Below are 18809 nucleotides of genomic sequence, written 5' to 3' on the forward strand. Positions count from 1 at the left end.
AGACGCCGAGAAGACCGTGCCGAAACGACTCAGCTCCGCCCCGCCGACCCCGGCCCCGTCTCCAGGGGCCGCGACGGCGCCCGGGGCGGCCCACCGGCTCCCGCCGCGACGCCGCCCCCGCTGTCCGTGACCCACCTGATGCCCCTCAGGCCTCGGGGAGGGACGCGACCAGGTTGGCGAGCTGGACCCGGGAGCCGATGGAGAGCTTGCGGAACACGGACGTCAGATGGGTGTTGACGGTGTGCGGGGACACCACCAGCACGTCGGCGGCCGACCTGTTGGTGTGGCCCTGGGCGACGAGGCGGGCGACCTTCTCCTCCGAGGCCGTGAGGGCACCCCAGCCCTGGACGGGGCGCCGCACGGTCGCCGTCCGGCGGGTGTCGGCCCCGTCGCCCTCCAGGACGCGTCGGACCTGCGCCGCCGCGGCGTGGGCGCCCGACTCGGCGAACGCGTCCCGCGCCTGCGCCAGCGCGGCCACCGCCCGGCGTCGTCGCCCCGCGGCAAGGAGGGCCCGGCCGAGATCGGCGTGGGCGGCGGCCCGGGTCAGCGGGCGGGGGCTCGCCCCGAGCAGGTCCACGGCCTGTTCGAGCACGGCGGGGTCGTTCCGTACGAGCCCGCGGGCCTGTGCCGCGACGCCGGTGGCGGTGGGCACGGACGGGTTGCGTCCGGCGTGGGCCTCGGCCTGCGCGGTCAGGTCCTCGGCGAGCCGCTGCTCCCCGCCGCGCAGGGACATCCGGACCGCGGCGTCGACCCAGTCGCGCAGCAGCCGCCACCGCATGAAGGGCCCCTGCTCCTGCACCCGGCGGATCCGGTCGACGGCGAGTGCGACGTCCCCGTCGGCCTCGGCGTGGACGGCCTCCAGGAAGCGCACCGCGGCCGTGTTGCCCGGGTTCGGCTTGACGGCCAGGTGCTCCCGGGCGGCGAGCAGGTGTTCCCCGGCCGCCTCCCGGTCGCCGCGCAGCAGGGCGATCCGGGAGCGGATCACCCGGCCGTTCAGCTGCTGGACGGGCACCCGAACCTCGTCCTCCAGACGCTCCATGGTCACGAAGCCGGCCTCGGCGTCGTCGAGCCGGCCGAGCCCCAGGTCGTGCTGGCCCTGGGCCCACAGCAGCATGGCCTGACGCACGGCACCGCCCCGGTCCGCCGCCCGCAGGAGCAGGCGCTCGGCGGAGGCGAAGTCGTCCATGTGCACGTGTGCGACGACCTCCTCGGGGAGGAAGGCGGAGTCGATGGCGCTCAGCGCGGCGAAGCGCTCCAGTGCGACGGTGTTGTCCCCCGCGTTCAGCGCGATCTCGCCCAGCCCCGACAGGGCCAGTACGTGGGCCTCCCGGTCGCCGATCTCGGTGGCGGTGCGCAGCGCGGTCTCGCCGGCCTCCCGTGCCGCGGCCAGGTCGCGGCCCCGGGACAGGGCCAGGGCGCGCAGGGCGGCCAGCCGTGCGCAGATCTCCGGGGCGGAGCCGCCGGCGGCGAGCGCGGCCTCGGCCCGGCGGCGCAGCTCGTCGGCGAGGTCCATGGTCCACAGCGCCCCTCCCAGGGCGGACTGGAGCCGGCCGAAGGTCTCCAGTGGCGGCCGGTCGGCCAACAGCCGGTCACCGGTCTCCAGCGCCTCGCGGTCGCGGCCGGCCCGGGTCAGGCACAGGATCGTCTGCTCGCCCACCTCGAACCTCAACGCCCCTGCCGCCGGGGTCAGTTCGAGGGCGCGCAGCATCAGGTCGGCCGCCGGGCCGGGGGTGACCGCCAGCACGTCGTCGGCCGCTCGCCGCAGCAGCGCCACGGCCTCCTCGTCCCCGGGCACGGCGCCCCGGAGGATGTGCGGCACGGCGTCGGCCGGCTGTCGACCCGCGGCGACCAGGCGGTGGGCGGCCTCGCGGTGCAGGGCCTTGCGGACCGACGGCGGGATGTCGGCGTAGACCGCCTGGCGCAGCAGATCGTGCCGGAAGACCAGGTGGTCGCCGTCGTCGTCCAGGAGCTCGGCGCGCACCGCCTCCTCGAGCGCCGGGAGCAGGGCGGCGGCCGGGCGGTCGCAGAGCACGGCGGCGTCGTCGAAGCCGAACCGGCGGCCCAGCACCGCGCCCATCTGGAGGAAGCACAGCGTCTCGGGCCGCAGGGACCGGAGCCTGCCGCGCACGCCGACCACGAGCCGGGAGGGTACGACGTCCTGCGCGGCGTCGGCGGCCCGCAGTCCGGCCAGCATCTCGACCGCCAGGAACGGGTTGCCGCCGGCGCCGTCGAGCAGGTCCCGCACCCACGGGTCGACCGCCGGCCCGAGCGTGTCGTCGGTCAGTTGGCCGATGGCCGCGCCGGACAGCGGGCCCAGGGACACCGTGACCGTCGGAAGGTCGCCGGCGGCGGCCGCCGCCACGATCTCCTCCGCCGGGCCCGCGGGCTCGCGGCGCCCGGTCAGCATCCACAGGACCGGCGAGGTCCGCAGGCGGGCCGGCAACTGCTGGAGGGCGAACCGGCTCAGTGCGTCGGCCCACTGCACGTCGTCCAGACCGATCAGCACCGGGGCGTCGGCGGCCCGGGCCTCGATCGCCTCCGCCAGGCGCTCCACGAGCCAGATCCGCTGGTCGTGGTTGCGGGCGAGATCGGCGAGGTCGTCGCCGGACAGCAGCGGCCGGTCGCCCTGCAGGATGCTGGCCGCCAACGACGAGAACGGCACGATGTGGTGCAGCTCGTCGGCCTTGCCGAGGCCCACGGAGAACCCCGCCGCGGCGGCCCGGGAGACGGCCTCGGCGAGCAGGGTGGTCTTGCCGATGCCCGGTTCCCCCTGGATCAGGGCCAGTCCGCCACTGCCGGTGCCGGCCACCGAGGTGACCAGCGCCTGGAGCCGTGCGAGCTCGGCCTCGCGGCCGCGCAGACCGCGATGGGACAGCGGACCGCCTGACCCTGCCATTCGAGCTTCTTCCCGTCCACCCACGCCGACCGGAGTCGGGTTCCGGCCGTGCCGTCGTCCCGAGCTTCTGCCCCAGGCGCTACCAGAGGGTACGCGGTGGCGGTCGGCCGCTGCGCCGCAGGTGGCGGCAGCGGGACCCTCAGCCGGTGCGGCCGGGCAGCACGGCGTCCCAGTCGATCGCGTCGGCCTCGGTGCCCGGGGGGACGAGGGCGAAGGTCTCCCGGCGGAGCCAGCGCCGCACCTGACGGGACGGGAGGTCGATCAGGACGACCTCGTCGCCGTTGCGGAGCATGACGCGCAGGGCCGCCCGGCCGTGGCAGGTGCAGGGGGGCCAGATCCGGACGTCGCCGTGGCCGGCCGGCCGCTGCAGTCCCTCCCAGAGGAGGTCGCGGGAGAACAGCCAGACGCCAGCCTCGGCGGCCGGCCCGAGGAACTCGAGCGCGACGGCGATCGGGTCGTCGCTGCGGTAGCCCAGGCGCACGGGGACGTCGAGGGACTGGTGCTCGCCCAGGACGAGTCGGGCGTCGAGGAGGACCTCGGTGCAGGCGGCCTCCGGGCGGGGCTGGGAGGAGCCGGGCAGCGACTGGTGGGCAGGCATGGGTTCTCCTGGGGCGGTGTCGGTGTCGGTGTCGGTGTCGGCGCGGGTGCCGGGGCGGGTGCCCGCGCCGGTGCGCGAGAGGTGGGGCGGGACCGGGCGGGGCGGCGCAGTGGTCCGGCCCCGGGCCCCGGAGCCGCCGTGGACCCGGGGTGGCGGATCCGCCGTTCAGGCTAGGAAAGGGGGTCGGCGGGGATGTTCCGGTGGTGCACGGCGACGTGACGGCCCGTGCACCTTCCCGGCCGTCCGACGGCCGGGAAGCGGGTTCGTCGTGGCCCTGCCCGTTGGAGGGGAGCGGTGCGGTCAGGCGGTTCCACCGATCGCCGCCGCTCCGCTCCCGACGGTCGAACTTCGTTGCCCTGCATGCTCTTTGGTCTTCCGCCCGAGGCGCCGTCAAGGCCTCCCGGAGGATTGGAGGGCACTCGGGATGGGCGCCGTCCGGGTCGCCGGAGCCGCTGGAAGCCCGGTTTGTTGAATGTTTGTCCAGTCGTTCCGCTCCTTGTATGAATGGCGTCAGAAGAACGTCCCCTCCTGAGCGTCCCGTTGCCCGGCGCCGCCGCCCCATCGTGCGGCGAGCCGCCCTCGCCGGCATTCGCACAGCACCACTTCCAACCGGTCGGAGTCCCCCGTGAACCAGTCGGGTCCCTCGCCCATGCTCGAAACCCCGGCGCCCGAAGCCGAAACCCACCTGCTCGATCAGGCCGCCCGCGGCGGCGGCAACGGCTGCATCGACATCCTCTCCCCGCCGCCCGGGACCGATCCCGAGGACTGCCTCTACGTCGCCCTGCACGTCCACGGCGCGGCCTCCGTCCGACGCGGCGATGCCAGCACCGTGCTGGCTCCGGGGGACCTGCTGATCAGCGCCACCCCGCACCCGGCGGGCCTGTTGCGGGACTCCGATTGCCGGATGGTCCGCTTCCGCGTCCCCTGCTTCTACCTGGGCGTCCGGCAGGGCGATGTCCGGCGCGCGGGCGGGCTGATGGCGCGGGGGAACGAGGGGATCGGTTCGCTCGCGTCCCGGTTCCTCCACACCCTGGCCACCCGGACGCGGGCCCACCGGGCCCGGCCGGACCACCACCTCGCGCTCAGCGCCTCCGACATCGTCGCCATCCTGGTGACCGAGCTGCTCGACCGGGAGGACCCGGAACACCCCAACGGCGCGGCCGAGCTGCTGTCCCGGATCCGCGTCCACATCGAGCAGAACCTCGCCGACCCGAACCTCTCGCCCGGATCGATCGCCCGCTCGCAGCACATCTCGGTGCGCTACCTCCACAAGCTCTTCCAGCAGGACGGGATGACCGTGGGTCAGTGGGTGCGACGGCGCCGGCTGGACGCCTGCCGTCGGGAGCTGGGGCGCCCGTCCCGTCGGCAGGCCAGTGTGTCCGCCGTCGCGCACCGCTGGGGCTTCGTCAGCCACTCCCACTTCAGCCGGGCGTTCCGCGAGGCCTTCGGAATCTCGCCCCGTGAGTGGCAGGCCTACGCCACCGGGGCCGGGGGCGGCCACCACGCCTCCTGATCGCGACACCGTGCACATGGCGCCGCACCGCCGGTCCTGGTGAGGACGGGCGGTGCGGCGCCGGGCACGGTACGGGGGTCAGCGGTCGGTGTGGATCTCCGCGACGTGGCCGCCCGGGAACCGGACCATCGCGACATGGTGCGCGCCCGGCGCCCGTGGGAAACGGGCGCCGGGCGCGGGTCAGTGGTCGGTACCGCCGTCGCCGGCCGGGCCTGGGACCGGCGACGGCGGTACCGACGACGGGGCGGACGGCCGCGGCCGGGGGAGGGCGGCCGTCCGGGTCACTTCGCGAGGAAGGCGAGCAGCGCGGTGTTGACCTCTTCGGCGTGGGTCCACAGCAGGCCGTGCGGCGCGCCCTCGATCTCCACGTACTCGGCGGAGGGCAGCGCGCGGTGGAACGGCCGGGCCGTGTTCTCCACCGGCAGGATGCGGTCGCCGGTGCCGTGCAGGATCAGGGCGGGGACGTCGATGCGGGGGATGTCGGCGCGGAAGTCCGTGTACCAGGTGGTCGGGGCGGCCGAGGCGGCGAAGGACCCGCCGCTCGCCGCGACGTCCCAGCTGTTGCGGACGGCCTCCTCGCTGATCCGGCTGCCGAGGTTCTCGTCCAGGTTGTAGAAGTCCTGGTAGAAGGCGGTGTAGTAGGCGTACCGGTCGGCCTTCACGGCGGCGACGACGCCGTCGAAGAAGTCCTTCGTGGCGGCGCCGTCCGGGTTGTCGTCGGTCTTCAGCAGGAACGGCTCCAGGGAGGCCAGGAAGGCGACCTTGGCGATGCGGGCCGAACCGTAGGTGGACACGTACCGGGCGACCTCGCCGGTGCCCATCGAGAAGCCGACCAGCACGGCGTCCCGCAGGTCGAGGGTCTCCAGCACGGTGTTGAGGTCGGCGGCGAAGGTGTCGTAGTCGTAGCCGGTGGTCGGCTGCGAGGACTGGCCGAAGCCGCGCCGGTCGTACGTGACGACCCGGTAGCCGGCGGCCAGCAGCTCGGCGCTCTGCCGCTCCCAGGAGTGTCCGCTCAGCGGGAAGCCGTGGATCAGGACGACCGGCTGCCCGGTGCCGTGGTCCTCGTAGTAGAGGTCGATGGAGGCGGAGTTCTCCTGGCCAACGGTGATGAACGGCATGGTCTTTCCTGTCTCTAGGTCAGCGGATGGCTGCGATGGGGCTCACGCTAGGGGCGGCTGTCACCGGCCGGTTGCCTCGGAGAGCACCCGGTGTCGCCCGAGAGCGCTCCGGGTGCGCCGGGCGATTCACACCGGCCCGAATCCTTTGCGGGTGCGCGGAAGGAACGCAGGCGGTGCGCCGTCGGGACAGGCCGAGGGCCCGCGCGTTCCTAACCTGATCCCCGAACCATCCGGCCATTCCCAGGAGCACCATGAGCAGCCAGCCACACCTTCACCAACACGCGGCGGAGATCCAGGAGTTCGGCACCGTCACCCAGTTGCCGATCGCGCTCTCCCACGACGCCCGGCAGTACTCGTGCCAGCGGCTCAACCGCGTCCTCGCGGACACCCAGTTCCTGTACTCGCTGTACAAGAAGTGCCACTGGGGCATGCGCGGGCCGACCGCCTACCAGCTGCACCTGCTCTTCGACAAGCACGCCCGGGAGCAGCTGGAGCTGGTCGACGCGCTCGCCGAACGGGTGCAGACGCTCGGCGGCGTCGCCGTGGGCGACCCCCGGCACGCCGCGCTGATCACCGGGGTGCCGCGCCCGCCGGACGGCGCGGAGGACGTGCACTCGATGCTCTCGCGCCTGCTCGACGCCCACGAGACCATCCTCGCCGACGTCCGCGACGCCGCCACCCGCACGGCGGGGCTCGGGGACGACGGCACCCAGGACCTCCTGGTCTCCCAGATCATCCGCACCGGCGAGACCCAGGTCTGGTTCCTCGCCGAGCACCTGGTCGTCACCCCCGAGACCGGGGCGTGACCGCGGGCCGGGTCCGTTCGTCGGCGGGCCCGGCACTTTTCCATGCCGTCCACCGGCTCCGGGGCCGTGGACTCCGCGGGCCGTGGACGAAACGCGATTCGGCTGTGCTCGTACCCGGTCCTCGGGTACGAGCACAGCCGAATCGCGTCCCGCCGGCGGATCCGGGCGGTCGGACGGGCCGCCGGCTACAGGGTCCGGCGCACACCCGCCTGCTGTTCCAGCCGGTTCAGCTGGTCGGCCAGTCCCGCGTGCATGGCGTCCCGCACGGGACCGCTGCGTCCGATCCACAGGGCCTCCCGGCCGCGAAGCTCCTCCAGCATCAGGGCGTAGGCGGCGTACATCGCGACCGCCGCGAGGAGCATGCCGAGTGCCCCGGCGGCGTGGCCCAGCCAGGCCGCGCCCGAGAGGCCGTAGACGCCGGCGACGAAGTAGCGCGGCACGGCGACCAGCAGGAGCAGCCACAGCACCTTCTTCGGCTTGGCCACCGATGCCATCAGCGCGGCGAAGATTGTGAACACCAGGTTCATCACGCCGAGCACCTGCGCCCCGCCGTGGGCGTCCGTCGACGTGACCAGGCCGTTGGCCAGCCAGGCGCCGGCGAATCCGCCCATCAGCGTCGCCGCGATGACGTCACGCGCGCCGAACGCGAGGATGCTGACCAGGAGTTGGAGCACGAAGGCGGAGAAGACCGTGAGCGCCACGGCCTGCCGGTTCGCACCGTCGATCAGACCGAGCTGGAGACTGCTGGTCACGACGGAGGAGATGGCCACCGTGAAGAAGCCCAGGGGCATCGGCGAGGCGATGGGCCGCAGGGTGATCCGTGTCATCGCGTGTGCGTCCGGCTCGGCTCCGGTGCCGGCCACCGTCTCCGTGCCCGTGGGCGTCTCGATCCCGGCCACCCTCGGGTCCGGTTCGCGCACCCGCTCGTCCTCTCTCGACGCCACCACCATGATTTCGCTCCTTGCTCTCGGTACTTCGTGTCCTCGGGGCGACCACCGCCTCGGCGGTCGCCCGTTTTGCTCTGTGACTTCGGCTGCGACGTCCGCCTCAGCCGCGCGTCGGTGCACCGGCGGTCCCGGGCCCCTGGGCGGTTGCGCCGCCAGGGGCCCGGGACCGCTCGGTCGCGGCCGCCTCAGGCGCGGTGCAGGGCGAGCCGGGTGGCCAGGCCGCCGCCCACCCCGGCGACCACGGCCGCGGGCAGCCACCACAGCGGCCAGTGCGCCAGGCCGAGGGCGCCGTCGACCGACCACTGGCCGGGGCCGGTCGCGGTCAGCGCCGCGCCGATGACGATCAGGACGAACGGGAACTCGTACCCGTCGTGCTGCACCCACAGCCCGTGCGGCCACTTGACCGTCAGGGCGACCGTCATCACGCCCATGAGGCCCGCGCCGGCCAGCGGGGTGAGCAGACCGGCGGCCAGCATCAGTCCGGCCCCGATCTGGGTGCCGCCGGCGGACAGCGCGGTGAGCTTGCCGCCGCGGAAGCCGTCGCCCCGGAACTCGGCGCTGCCGCCCTCCAGGCCGCCGCCACCGAGGTGGAAGCTGATCTTCTGGACGCCGTGGCCCGCGATCAGCAGGCCGGCGACCAGGCGCAGCAGGAGAAGGCCGGTGTTCATGTCGGACTCCGTTGGTTCGGTGCGGTCCGTCAGCCGGCGGCGTGCGGGTCGATCATGGAGTGGGCGTAGACCAGGCCCAGGCCGTAGGCCCCGCCGTGCTCCATGACCAGCTCGGTCACCGGGACGTAGGTCTCGGCGCGGGCCCAGTCGCGCTGGAGCTCCAGCAGGACCTGGATCCAGGTGACGGGCACGGCGCCGGCGGCGGTCATCCGCTGCAGGGCGTGCTCGTGGGCCAGCGGGCTGACGCCGCCGGAGGCATCGGCGACGACGTAGACCTCGTAGCCCTGGCCCAGCGCGGAGAGGGCCGGCAGGACGAGGCAGACCTCGGTCCACAGGCCGGACAGGATGATCTTGGTGCGGCCGGTGGCCTTGACCGCCTCGACCAGGGCCTCGTCCTCCCAGGCGTTCATGCTGGTGCGGTCGATGATCTCCTGGTCGGGGAACACCGCCTTGAGCTGCGGGAGGATCGGGCCGGAGAAGGACTCGGCGGCGACGGTGGACAGCACCGTCGGAACGCCGAAGATCTTCGCGGCCTTCGCCAGGCCGACCGTGGCGTTGATGATCGCGGTGCGGTCGCCGCTGCCGGTGCCGAAGAACATCTGCGGCTGGTGGTCGACGAACAGCATCATCGCGTTGTCGGGGGTCAGCAGGTCCGGGCTCGGGGCGGCGTGGACGTTGGCGAAGTCGACCATTGGTCTTCTCTTTCCTTGGGAACTCGATTAATTGACACCGCATCAGGCGATCGTCCCGGATCGCCGGGGTGCCTCGTCCGACGACGCTAGTGCGGGCCGCCCCCGGTGTTCTGCCCGCTGTGCGCCCGGGACTGTCCTGACAACGCACGGCAGGCCGGGGCGAGCCGGTCGAGCGCTTCAGTGCGCTGCGGGGCCACTGGTCATGCGCTGCGGAAGTCCTTCGCGCACCGCCGGCTGCCTAGGTTTCGCCGGGTGGCCCCGTCGGGCCGCGAGCAGCCAGCGGAAAGGCGGCAGCCCATGCAGTTCGGGATGTTCAGCGTCGGCCACGTGACAGTCGACCCGACCGCGGGACGGGCGCCGACCGAGCGCGAGCGCCCGGCAGTGTCTCCCTCCGCGCTCGGATTCCACTGACCCCGCGCACACCCGCGACCCCCACCACCGAACACCACCCAACGAAGGGACCTCCCTTGTCCACCATGCCCGTCGCCGGAATCCGCCCCGGTGCTCCCGAGCAGCCCGCCGACCTCGTCGTGCGCAACGCCAAGGTGCACACCAACGACCCGCGCCGCCCGCAGGCCACCGCCTTGGCCGTCCGGGACGGACTGATCCAGGCGGTCGGCGACGACGCGGACGTCGCCCCGCTGGTCGGCCCCGGTACCCGGGTGGTCGACGCGCTCGGCCGCCGGGCCGTCCCCGGCCTCAACGACGCGCACCTGCACGTCATCCGCGGCGGCCTCAACTACGTGCTGGAGCTGCGCTGGGACGGCGTCCCGACGCTGCGCGAGGCGCTCGCCATGCTCCGACTGCAGGCCGAGCGCACCCCGCCCGGCCAGTGGGTGCGGGTGGTCGGCGGATGGTCCGCGGACCAGTTCGCCGAGCGTCGGCTGCCCACCCTGGAGGAGCTCAACGCGGCGGCACCCGACACCCCCGTCTTCGTGCTGCACCTCTACCAGTCGGCGCTGCTCAACCGTGCCGCGCTGCGCGCCGCGGGCTTCACCCGGGACACCCCCGACCCGACCGGCGGCCAGATCGTGCGCGGCCACGACGGAGAACCGACCGGCCTGCTGATCGCCGCCCCGGGCGCCCTGCTGCTCTACTCCACCCTGGCCAAGGCCCCGACGCTGGACGAGGCCGACCGGATCGGCTCCACCCGGCACTTCCTGCGCGAGCTGAACCGCTTCGGCCTCACCTCCGCGATCGACGCCGCCGGCGGCTTCCAGAGCTTCCCCGAGAACTACGGCACCGTCATGGAACTCGCCCGTCGGGGCGAACTGAGCCTGCGCATCGCCTACCACCTCTTCCCGCAGACCGCCGGGCAGGAGCTGGACGACCTCACCCGCTGGGTCAACACCGTGCGCCCGGGGGAGGGTGACGCCTGGCTGCGCCTCAACGGAGCGGGGGAGAACCTCACCTGGGCCGCCGCCGACTTCGAGAACTTCACCGAACCCAGGCCGCAACTCGGCTCCTACGAGACGGAGTTCGAGAAGGCCGTCCGGCTGCTGACGGAGCACGGCTGGGGCTTCCGGCTGCACGCCACCTACGACGAGACGATCCGCCGCGACCTCGCGGTCTTCGAGAAGCTCGCCGCCGAGGGCCTCTTCCCGCAGGGCGGCCGCTGGCTCTTCGACCACGCGGAGACCGTCAGTCCGGACAGCCTCGACCGGATCGCGGCCCTGGGCGGCGCGATCTCGGTGCAGAACCGCCTCTCCTTCCAGGGCGAGGCCTTCGTCTCCCGCTACGGCGCCCCCGCCGCCGCCGAGGCGCCGCCGCTGCGCGCCATGCTGGACCGCGGCCTCACCGTCGCCGCGGGCACCGACGCCACCCGGGTCTCCTCCTACAACCCCTGGGTCTCCCTGCACTGGCTGGTCTCCGGCCGGGCCGTCTCCGGGCGGCGCCTCGCGGCCGAGCACAACCGGCTCAGCCGCGAACAGGCCCTGGAGCTCTACACCCTCGGCGGGGCCCGCCTCACCGGTGAGGAAGAGGTCAAGGGCCGTCTGGCGGTGGGGAGCTACGCCGACCTCGCGCTGCTCAGCGCCGACTACTTCACCGTGCCCGAGGCCGACATCCCGCACATCGAGTCCGTCCTCACCGTCGTCGGCGGGCGGATCGTCCATGCCGCCGCGGAACACCAGGGCCTGGCCCCCGGCCTGCCCGCGGTGACGCCCTCCTGGAGCCCGGTCACCCGCTTCGGCGGCTACCACGCCACCCCCGCCCCCGGCCTGGCCGCCGGGGTCCGCCAGGCCGAAGGCGTGCTGGAGGCCGTGGCCGCCTCCGGCGAGCAGCACGCCTGGCGCGCGGCGCGCGGTCTCGCGCTGCCCGGACAGGCACAGGTGCCGTTGGACCCCTGCTTCTTCTGATCGGGAGCCGGACCAGCCAGGGGCACCGCCGGAGCGCGGCGGTGCCCCCGGCCGCATTTCCCGCCCGTCATCCCCCCGCCGGACCGAGGAGCCGTCGTGACCACGCCCGCAGCCGATTCCCGCACCACCACCCCACCACCCGGACCACAGATCCACGACCGCCACCCGCTCGCCCTGGCCCTCTTCGGCCTCACCCTGGTCAGCGGCCTCATCGACGCCGTCAGCTACCTCGGCCTCGGCCACGTCTTCACGGCGAACATGACCGGCAACGTCGTCGTCATCGCCTTCGCCCTCGCCGGAGCGCCCGGCTTCTCCGTGACCGGTTCCCTGACCTCCCTCGCCGCCTTCCTCCTCGGCGCCCTCCTGGCAGGTCGGCTCGCCACCCGGCCCCCCGGACCCCGGCGCGCTGCCCGGCTGGGCACGGTCTTCGCCCTGGAAGCCGCGCTCTACGGCGTCGCCGCCGCCGTCGTCTTCGTCCGGGGCACGGACGGGCCCGCGCAGTACGTCGTGATCGCCCTGCTCGCCCTGGCGATGGGCATCCGCAACGGCACCGTCCGCAGCCTCGGCGTGCCGGACCTCACCACCACCGTGCTGACCCTCACCCTGACCGGTCTGGCCGCCGATTCCCGCCTCGCCGGGGGCGCCGCCGCCCGCCAGCGCAGGAAGATCCTCTCCGTCGTCACCATGCTCGCCGGCGCCGCCCCCGGAGCCGTCCTCGTCCTGCACGGACAGACCGCCTGGGCGCTGGTCGCCAGCGCCGTCCTCGCCGGCGGCACCCTGCTGGTCCACCGCGACTGACGCCGTGAACCCACGGGCGGCCGTGTCCACGCCCCTGAGGGGTGCTCCTCGGGGGCGTGGGGCGGTGGCCGGGTTCCCGGGGCGGGGCGGTGGGCATCCGAGAAATATTGGTATAGACCTAGTCGGCTAGCTGGCTTAGCCTCCCTGTGGTGACGAGCGGGACCATACGGGGGTATCTGCTGTGCTTGAGGTGCTGGGCATCGAACCGTCGGCGGAGGCGGTGTACCGGCTGATCGTGGAGGAGCCGGGGTTCCGGGTCGTCGACATGGCCGAGCGGTTGGGGTGGAGTGAGGAACGGGTGCGGGTCGCGTTGAACCGGTTGGCCGAGCTGGACCTGGTGAACCTGGAGGACGGCTGCCGGGACGCGGTGCCGTTCAACCCGGACGTCGGGTTCGGGTTCCTGCTCTCGCGGGCGACCGCGGACCTCAGCCGGCGCCAGCGGCAGATCGAGTCCGCCGAGCAGGCGGTGACGGCGCTGAGCGCCCGGTTCAACGCCAACCGGGCCTCGCGGTACGAGGTCATCCACCGGCTGGAGGGGCTGGACATGGTCCGCAAGCGGCTGGAGGACCTGGCCTCCACCGCCGAGCGCGAGTGCCTGTCGCTGCTGCCCGGCGGCGCCCAGCTGCCGGACACCATGGACGCCAGCGAGCCGCTGGACCGGCAGGCGCTGGAACGCGGGGTGCGGATCAGGAGCGTCTACCAGGAGAGCTTCCGCAACGACCCGGCGACGCTGGAGTACGTCCGCTGGTTCACCCGGCTCGGCGGGCAGGCCTGCACGGTGCCCTTCCTGCCGCTGCTGCTGGTGGTGGTGGACCGGGAGACCGCGCTGGTGCCGATCGACCCGCAGGACGGCCGCGCGGGCGCGCTGGAGGTGCGGACCCCGGGGGTGGTGAGCGCGCTGGCCCTGCTGTTCGAGGAGTTCTGGGCGGCGGGCACGCCGTTCGGCCAGGACCCGCGCCGCAACGAGCACGATCTGACGCCCCAGGAACGGGAGTTGCTGCTCCTGCTGAGCATCGGCTGCACCGACGAGGTGGCCTCGCGGCGGCTCGGGCTGTCGCTGCGCACGGTGCGTCGGATGAGCTCCCAGCTGATGAACCGGCTGGGCGCGCGCAGCCGGTTCGAGGCGGGGGTGCGCGCCGCGAAGGAGGGCTGGCTCTGACCGACGGGCACGGGGCCGGGGCCTGTCCCGCACGACAGGCCCCGACGGCTGGAGGGAGGTCCGGTCAGGCCGCGGTGTCCAGCCGTCGGCGCTGCTCCTCGTCGAGGACGAGGTCCAACGCGCCCAGGCTCTCCTCCAGTTGGGCGACGGAGCTGGCGCCGACCACCGGGACGGTCGGGACGGGGTGGCCGATCAGCCAGGCCAGCACCACCTGGTTGACGGTGGCGCCGGTCTCCTCGGCCACCTCCGCCAGTACGGCCAGCCGGGCCTTCGTCTCCGGCCGCTCGTACTCCGCGCGCAGCGGGCGGTCCGGGCGGCAGTACGAGCCGCCGAGCAGCGGGGAGTAGGCGAGCAGCGCCATCGACGGCCGCGCCGCGAGGTACGAGAGCAGGGCCTCGTCGGCGTGCTTCTGGACGCCGAAGTCCGCGTCGGGCCTCGGCCGCAGGTAGCTGTGGCGCTGCTGGACGCACCGGTAGCCGGGCCAACCCCGGTCGGCGGCAAGGTCGTTGGCGTCGGCCAGCTGGGCGGCGCTGTGGTTGCTGCACCCGAGGGCGGTGACCTTGCCGTCGGCGACCAGCCCGGCGAAGGCGCCCATGGTCTCCTCGACCGGTGTGGCCGGGTCGGCCACGTGCGCGTAGTACAGGTCCAGCCGGTCGGTGCCGAGGCGGCGCAGGCTGCCCTCCGCCGCCTCCCGCACCGCGCGGGCGGACAGGCCCTCGATGTGCTCGGGGAAGGGCAGTCCGGGCACCGGGCGGGCGCCGAGCTTGGTGGCGAGCACCAGGTCGTCGCGGTTGCCGCGGCGGGCCGTCCAGCGGCCGAGCAGCTCCTCGCTCTCGTAACCGTTCGCGCCGGGCGCCCAGAAGGCGTAGTTGTTCGAGGTGTCGATGAACGTCCCACCGGCTTCCGTGAACCGGTCGAGGATCGCCGTCGAGGTCTCCTCGTCGACGGTGGTGCCGAAGGTCATCGCGCCGAGACAGAGCACGCTGGCCGACTGGCCGTCAACTCCGAGGCTGCGGTACCGCATCAGTCTTCCCTCCAGGGGGATCGGCAGTGGTGTCGCCGGGCGCGGCCGGGGCAGTGCCCCGCCGCGACCTGGTCACCAGAATCATTACCCCGGCGGTGCCCAGTTCGGCCACTGTGCAGACCAGCCGGGAGACGATCGCGGCCGCGCCGGCCGTGGAGACCGGCACGACCGTCGACAGCGACAGCACCAGGACCATCTCCCGGGCGCCCAGGCCGTCCGGGAGGACGATCGTCAGCGTGCCCGCGACGGTGGCGAGCGCGAACCCCCCGACGCAGGCCGCCAGCGAGCGGCCGGGCGGCCCGCCCAGGGCGACCACGATCAGCCACAGGTGCAGGCCGGCCGAGAACCAGGACAGCAGGGCCAGGGCGAGCGAAACCCGCACCGCGCGGGGCGAGTTGCGCCCGGACGGCGGCGGCCGGCGGAACAGCCGGGCGCCGTGCTCCACCGCCGCGCCGATCAGGCCCGGACGGACCACGAAGCAGAGCAGCACCAGGACCGGCAGGGCCAGCCACCAGGTGTTGCCGCCGAGCACGGCGGGCGCGATGCCGAGCGCGGCGAGGCAGGCGGTCAGCATGGTGATGCCCAGGCTGACCACATAGGTGGTGACCATCCGTCCGGCCGTGGCCCCGTACTCGGCGCCCAGCTGGATGTGCGCGAGCAGCCCGAACACCGGGGTCGGGAGGAACTTGCCGAGCAGCCCGCAGAAGAAGATCCGGGCGCTGCCGAACAGCCCGACGGGCGGCCCCAGGTCGTCCAGGACGGCCCGCCAGGACAGCAGGCCGAGCAGCAGCCCGCCGACGTTCGTCAGTACGGACACCGCCAGCAGGGCCAGGGACCAGCCGTCCGCCATCCTGGTCACCAGGCTCCAGGCGTCGTTGCGGGCCACCGCGACCAGGCCCGCGACGCCGGCGACCAGCAGGACGGCGGTCAGCAGCCGCCGCCGGCCCCGCGGCGGGCCGGCCGGACCGCCCCCGGACGCGTCCGCTGTAACACCGTCCGCCGTGAGGCCGTCCTTCGTGACGCCGTCCGTCATGACGCTGGGTGCCGCGGCCGCCGGAAGCCGCGTTCGGTGAGCGCCCGTACCGCGCCCCGGGCGACGCCCGCCACCAGCGCGGTGTGCAGCAGGAAGTGGTAGCCGACGAACACCGGGTAGTACCGCAGCCCCTGGTCGCGCACCACGAACCGGGCCAGCCCCGGGTCCGCCACCGCGAACCAGGCCACGCCCAGCGCCGGGAGGACGGCCGCCTTGGGCGTGAGCAGCAGCAGCGGCAGGCTCCCCCAGGTGGCGGCGGTGGCCAGTACGCCCGGCATCCGGTTCGCCTTGAGCGCCCCGGGGCTGAAGCGGTGGGCGCCGGCGAACGCCACCAGCAGCTGCGAGCGCCGGTACTGCTCGCCGAGCAGCGCGCCCAGCCGCTCCACGTCGTCGTGCTGGCCGGTGATGCGCTCGGTCAGCAGGATCGGGTACTTCGCCGCCAGCCGCTCGCTGTACTCCACGTCCTCCGACTCCCGCAGGGTCTCGTCCAGCGGGCCGATCTCCTCGTACACCTCCCGCCGGATGGCGCACATGGCGAAGAAGACGGTGCGCACCCGGCCGGTGGCCCGCCGGCGCCACCAGTACTCGTGCAGGACGCGGTAGCGCTCGACCGGGCCGTCGTCGAACAGCGCCCGCTTGCCGACCACCCCGTGGACGCAGCCGAGGTCGGGCTGCTCCGTCAGCAGGGCCACGGCGTTCGCGACCGCGTCCGGGTCCAGCGCGATGTCGGAGTCCAGGAAGAACAGGATCTCCCCGGTGCTCTCGGCCGCCCCGCGGTTGCGGGCGACGGACACCCCGCCGTTGCGCTGGGTGATCAGCCGGACGGGGTAGCGCCGGACGATCTCCGGGGAGCGGTCCGAGCTGCCGTCGTCGACGACGAGCACCTCGTGCACGGGGTAGGTCTGCGCGAGGGCGGACTCGACGACTGCCGCGATGGTCTTCTCGTAGTTGTAGTTGGGGATGATCACCGACACCGTTGGTCGTGCCTCGGCCGTGCGTGCGTCCGGATCAGCCATGTGTGCCTCCCGTTGCGGGCCCGGTGATCCAGGCGTCCTGGCGGAGATGGTCGGATGTGCCCTCGGGGCTGCTCAGCGAGTAGCGGTGGGTCCGGGAGCCGTGTGCGGTGAACGCCCAGTCGAAGCGCCACCAGTCGTGCCAGCTGCCGGCGTCCCAGGACATCGGCAGGATCGTGTCGCCCGCGTCCGCCGCGTCCTGGGTGAGGCCGCGCAGCTCGTTGAGGTCGCCCATGCCGGCGTTGGTGTTGAAGTCGCCGGCGATGAACAGGGGGTCGGGGTTGGCCCGGACGTCCCGGACCAGCCCGTCGAACTGCTGCCGGCGCTCCCGCTGCCGGCGGTGCACGTCGGCCGGGAAGTCCTGCGGGGGCATCCCGTAGGCGACCGGTACGAGCATGTGGACGTTGTAGAAGGACATCACCGAGCCGTTCACCGCGAGGTCGGTGCGCAGTACCTTGGCCCCGGCGAAGACGCGCGACCAGTCGCCCTCCCCGCGCGCCCGCAGCTCCTGGTCCGGGCCGACCGGCGGCTGCGCCACCACGGGGAACCGGGAGAGGGTCACCAACTCGCCCCGGGTGACCACCTGGTAGCCCGGGAACTCGCGCTTCAGCCGGGCGGTGTCGTCCACCTCGCGGGCGCCGTCGGCGCCGGCCGCGTCGTCCCAGTGCAGGTACTCCTGGAGCAGGTACACGTCGGCGTTCTGGGCCTTGAGGTAGGCGTAGAACCGGTCCGGGTCCACGTCGGAGCCCCAGTACTCGGTGTTCTGCGCGACGACGTGGATCGCGCCGGGCGGCACCGTCCGGTCGGCCGTCGCCGCGGCCAGCGTCAGCCCCGACTGGTCCAGCCCGACGGCGAGCGAGAGCACGCCCATGACGGCGGGCCAGCGCACCCGGCCGCGGCCGCGGCGCAGCCGGACGGCGAGCGCGGCCAGCAGCACCAGCAGCGGGACGCCGAGCAGGACCGGGGGCGGGGCGGCCCCCGGGACGACCCAGAACCAGGCCCGGCCGGTCAGGGCCTCCTGGAGCGCGCAGAACAGCAGCCACCCGGCGCTCACCGCGGCCAGCAGTCGGACCGGCCAGGTGGCGGCCCGGTCGGCGAGGAACCAGGACCGTCGGGGCCGGGGGAGCGCGAAGCGCCCGGGCTGAGGGGCCGTCACCATGACTGCACCGCCAGCAGGAGTCCGAAGCCGGTCAGCCACAGTCCGCCGACGGCGAGCATGGTCCGGTCCGTGAAGAGGGTCCGGGTCGGTTCGCCGCCGCCCTCGCTGACCAGCAGGATCTGCAGGTAGCGGGCGATCGCGAAGACCGCCAGCGGGGTGGAGAGCAGGATCCGCAGCTGGCGCATGCCGCCGGCCGCGGCGTCGCTCTGCAGGAAGGACACGTAGGCGAGCACGGTCACCGAGGCGGCGAAGGTGACCATGCTGTTCAGGAACGGGACGGAGTAGGCGCGCAGGGCCGGCCGGTGTAGCTCCGAGGGCCCGCCCTGCACCGAGGTCAGCTCGTGCCGGCGCTTGCCGAAGCCGAGCAGGATGCAGACCGAGAAGACGCAGAGCAGGAACCAGGAGGAGATCGGGACGGAGGCCGCCATCGCGCCGGCGCAGACCCGCAGCACGAAGCCGGTGGCGATGACGAAGACGTCGACCACCGAGACGTGCTTGAGGACGAAGCTGTACAGGATGTTGGTGACCGCGTAGACGAGCACGGGGACGGCGGCGGCCCCCGCGGCCGCCGAGCCGGCCAGCAGGGCGAGGTAGAGGACGGCGCCGAGCACGATCGCGACCGGGACCGGGACGGCCCCGGAGGCGATCGGGCGGTGGCGTTTGACCGGGTGGCGGCGGTCCCGCTCCCGGTCGGCGAGGTCGTTGACGACGTAGGTGGCCGAGGACGCGAGGACGAACAGGACCAGGACGGGCAGGGCGTCGGCGACGGCCGGCCACGGCGAGGCGCCGGACGCCAGCAGGGGCAGTACCAGGACGACCGCGTTCTTCGGCCACTGGAACGGTCTGACGAGCCGGAGCAGGCCGCGCACCAGCGAGCCGCGCCGGGGCTCCCCGGGCAGCCCGGACCCGCCGGGCTCCTCGGGCAGGTCGGCGGGCGGGGGGCCGGTGGCCCCGTCGGGCGGATGCACCGGCGGGCCGACGAGGCCCTTTCGGTACTCGCTCGCAGTACTCACTTCCGTTCCCTTCGC

The 18809-nt window shown here is 73.8% G+C and carries 16 protein-coding genes; 5 read left to right on the top strand and 11 right to left on the bottom strand.

Going from position 1 to position 18809, the window contains the following annotated elements:
• Positions 1–145 precede the first annotated feature (145 nt).
• On the bottom strand, positions 146–2896 hold the full coding sequence (locus ACFVU7_RS13585) for an AAA family ATPase (protein ID WP_388045113.1): 2751 nt from the start codon (positions 2894–2896) through the stop codon (positions 146–148).
• Between the two features lie 139 nt (positions 2897–3035).
• Positions 3036–3494: an SsgA family sporulation/cell division regulator gene (locus tag ACFVU7_RS13590; protein ID WP_388045114.1), complete on the bottom strand. Its 459-nt coding sequence runs from the start codon at positions 3492–3494 to the stop codon at positions 3036–3038.
• A gap of 649 nt (positions 3495–4143) precedes the next feature.
• Here ACFVU7_RS13590 and ACFVU7_RS13595 point away from each other — a divergent pair.
• Positions 4144–5007 (top strand): helix-turn-helix domain-containing protein, encoded by an 864-nt coding sequence (locus tag ACFVU7_RS13595; RefSeq protein ID WP_388045115.1) that lies wholly within the window; start codon positions 4144–4146, stop codon positions 5005–5007.
• Positions 5008–5288: 281 nt separating this feature from the next.
• Here ACFVU7_RS13595 and ACFVU7_RS13600 read toward each other — a convergent pair whose 3' ends face one another.
• The gene (locus tag ACFVU7_RS13600) at positions 5289–6125 is read right to left on the bottom strand and encodes an alpha/beta fold hydrolase (protein WP_388045116.1); all 837 of its coding nucleotides are present in this window, start codon (positions 6123–6125) and stop codon (positions 5289–5291) included.
• A 251-nt stretch (positions 6126–6376) separates the two neighbouring features.
• Here ACFVU7_RS13600 and ACFVU7_RS13605 point away from each other — a divergent pair, with 251 nt between their 5' ends.
• On the top strand, positions 6377–6931 hold the full coding sequence (locus ACFVU7_RS13605; RefSeq protein WP_388045117.1) for a Dps family protein: 555 nt from the start codon (positions 6377–6379) through the stop codon (positions 6929–6931).
• 185 nt (positions 6932–7116) lie between these two features.
• Here ACFVU7_RS13605 and ACFVU7_RS13610 read toward each other — a convergent pair whose 3' ends face one another.
• The 3 genes from ACFVU7_RS13610 to ACFVU7_RS13620 all read right to left on the bottom strand — a co-directional run bounded on the left by ACFVU7_RS13610 (position 7117) and on the right by ACFVU7_RS13620 (position 9238).
• Positions 7117–7881 carry a GPR1/FUN34/YaaH family transporter gene (locus tag ACFVU7_RS13610; protein ID WP_388045118.1) on the bottom strand — a complete coding sequence of 255 codons (765 nt, stop codon included), beginning with the start codon at positions 7879–7881 and terminating at the stop codon, positions 7117–7119.
• A 182-nt stretch (positions 7882–8063) separates the two neighbouring features.
• Complete coding sequence (locus tag ACFVU7_RS13615) at positions 8064–8546, bottom strand: DoxX family protein (RefSeq protein ID WP_380462156.1); 483 nt, start codon at positions 8544–8546, stop codon at positions 8064–8066.
• A gap of 29 nt (positions 8547–8575) precedes the next feature.
• The gene (locus ACFVU7_RS13620; RefSeq protein WP_388045119.1) at positions 8576–9238 is read right to left on the bottom strand and encodes a hydrolase; all 663 of its coding nucleotides are present in this window, start codon (positions 9236–9238) and stop codon (positions 8576–8578) included.
• A gap of 476 nt (positions 9239–9714) precedes the next feature.
• Between ACFVU7_RS13620 and ACFVU7_RS13625 the strand changes: the two genes are divergently transcribed.
• From ACFVU7_RS13625 to ACFVU7_RS13635, 3 genes are all read left to right on the top strand, one after another.
• Complete coding sequence (locus ACFVU7_RS13625) at positions 9715–11595, top strand: amidohydrolase (protein ID WP_388045233.1); 1881 nt, start codon at positions 9715–9717, stop codon at positions 11593–11595.
• A 96-nt stretch (positions 11596–11691) separates the two neighbouring features.
• Positions 11692–12393: a YoaK family protein gene (locus ACFVU7_RS13630; RefSeq protein WP_388045120.1), complete on the top strand. Its 702-nt coding sequence runs from the start codon at positions 11692–11694 to the stop codon at positions 12391–12393.
• A 181-nt stretch (positions 12394–12574) separates the two neighbouring features.
• On the top strand, positions 12575–13552 hold the full coding sequence (locus tag ACFVU7_RS13635; protein ID WP_049656999.1) for a helix-turn-helix transcriptional regulator: 978 nt from the start codon (positions 12575–12577) through the stop codon (positions 13550–13552).
• Between the two features lie 64 nt (positions 13553–13616).
• On the opposite strand, the gene ACFVU7_RS13640 is transcribed toward ACFVU7_RS13635, so the two are convergent.
• The 5 genes from ACFVU7_RS13640 to ACFVU7_RS13660 are packed head-to-tail and all read right to left on the bottom strand — an operon-like array spanning position 13617 to position 18794.
• Positions 13617–14576 carry an aldo/keto reductase gene (locus ACFVU7_RS13640; RefSeq protein WP_387966861.1) on the bottom strand — a complete coding sequence of 320 codons (960 nt, stop codon included), beginning with the start codon at positions 14574–14576 and terminating at the stop codon, positions 13617–13619.
• Positions 14551–15609: a lysylphosphatidylglycerol synthase domain-containing protein gene (locus ACFVU7_RS13645; RefSeq protein ID WP_388045121.1), complete on the bottom strand. Its 1059-nt coding sequence runs from the start codon at positions 15607–15609 to the stop codon at positions 14551–14553. The genes ACFVU7_RS13640 and ACFVU7_RS13645 overlap by 26 nt, the downstream gene beginning before the upstream one ends.
• On the bottom strand, positions 15606–16625 hold the full coding sequence (locus ACFVU7_RS13650) for a glycosyltransferase family 2 protein (RefSeq protein WP_388045122.1): 1020 nt from the start codon (positions 16623–16625) through the stop codon (positions 15606–15608). Before ACFVU7_RS13650 ends, ACFVU7_RS13645 begins: the two co-directional genes overlap by 4 nt.
• Positions 16618–17781 carry an endonuclease/exonuclease/phosphatase family protein gene (locus ACFVU7_RS13655; RefSeq protein ID WP_388045123.1) on the bottom strand — a complete coding sequence of 388 codons (1164 nt, stop codon included), beginning with the start codon at positions 17779–17781 and terminating at the stop codon, positions 16618–16620. Before ACFVU7_RS13655 ends, ACFVU7_RS13650 begins: the two co-directional genes overlap by 8 nt.
• Entirely contained in the window at positions 17775–18794 is a 1020-nt protein-coding gene (locus ACFVU7_RS13660; protein ID WP_375877123.1) for a decaprenyl-phosphate phosphoribosyltransferase, read from the bottom strand. The genes ACFVU7_RS13655 and ACFVU7_RS13660 overlap by 7 nt, the downstream gene beginning before the upstream one ends.
• Positions 18795–18809: the final 15 nt, after the last annotated feature.

Origin of the sequence: Kitasatospora sp. NPDC058046, from assembly GCF_042885595.1 — a bacterium.
Classification (GTDB): Bacteria; Actinomycetota; Actinomycetes; order Streptomycetales; family Streptomycetaceae; genus Kitasatospora.